The sequence below is a fragment of the Helicobacter sp. MIT 14-3879 genome, assembly GCF_003364125.1.
Genome location: NZ_NXLP01000208.1, coordinates 1 through 440 on the forward strand (window position 1 = coordinate 1; position 440 = coordinate 440).

At 34.5% G+C, this 440-nt stretch carries 1 pseudogene; it reads left to right on the forward strand.

Annotated elements, in window-relative coordinates:
• Window positions 1-224 (forward strand): annotated as a pseudogene (locus tag CQA44_RS12960) (site-specific DNA-methyltransferase); the annotation flags it as partial.
• Window positions 225-440 lie beyond the last annotated feature (216 nt).

A 440-nucleotide genomic window follows, 5' to 3' on the forward strand; every position in this document is an offset into this window, starting at 1 on the left:
AACTCCACCTTAAAAATACCGCATTTCAAGCCTATCTCACAAGCGAGGGTAAGCTAGAATTTCAAGGACAAATTTATGATATACACACTCTTGCAGCCCACCTTAAAAACACTAAGGCAAAGCGTCTCAATGGCTTTATGTATTGGGAAGCAAAGAGGGGAGAATCTAAAATCTTGCTAAATGAGATAAGAGAGGAGTATAGAAAATCCCTACCTTTAGCATAAATCACATAGATGAGTTAAGATAGTAGATGAGATAAAATTCTAATAGATAATAATAACTTTCGCAGAGTTTGCTTCTACACCGCTTTCTTGATGCTAATCATAGATATAGGATTTTATAAAGAAATAGAGCAAATGATATTAGGAGAATAGCTTTAGCAAATGATGATAGCAAGGAGTAAATGAAATTTAGGCATATAGGCAAGGGTTATGAATGGT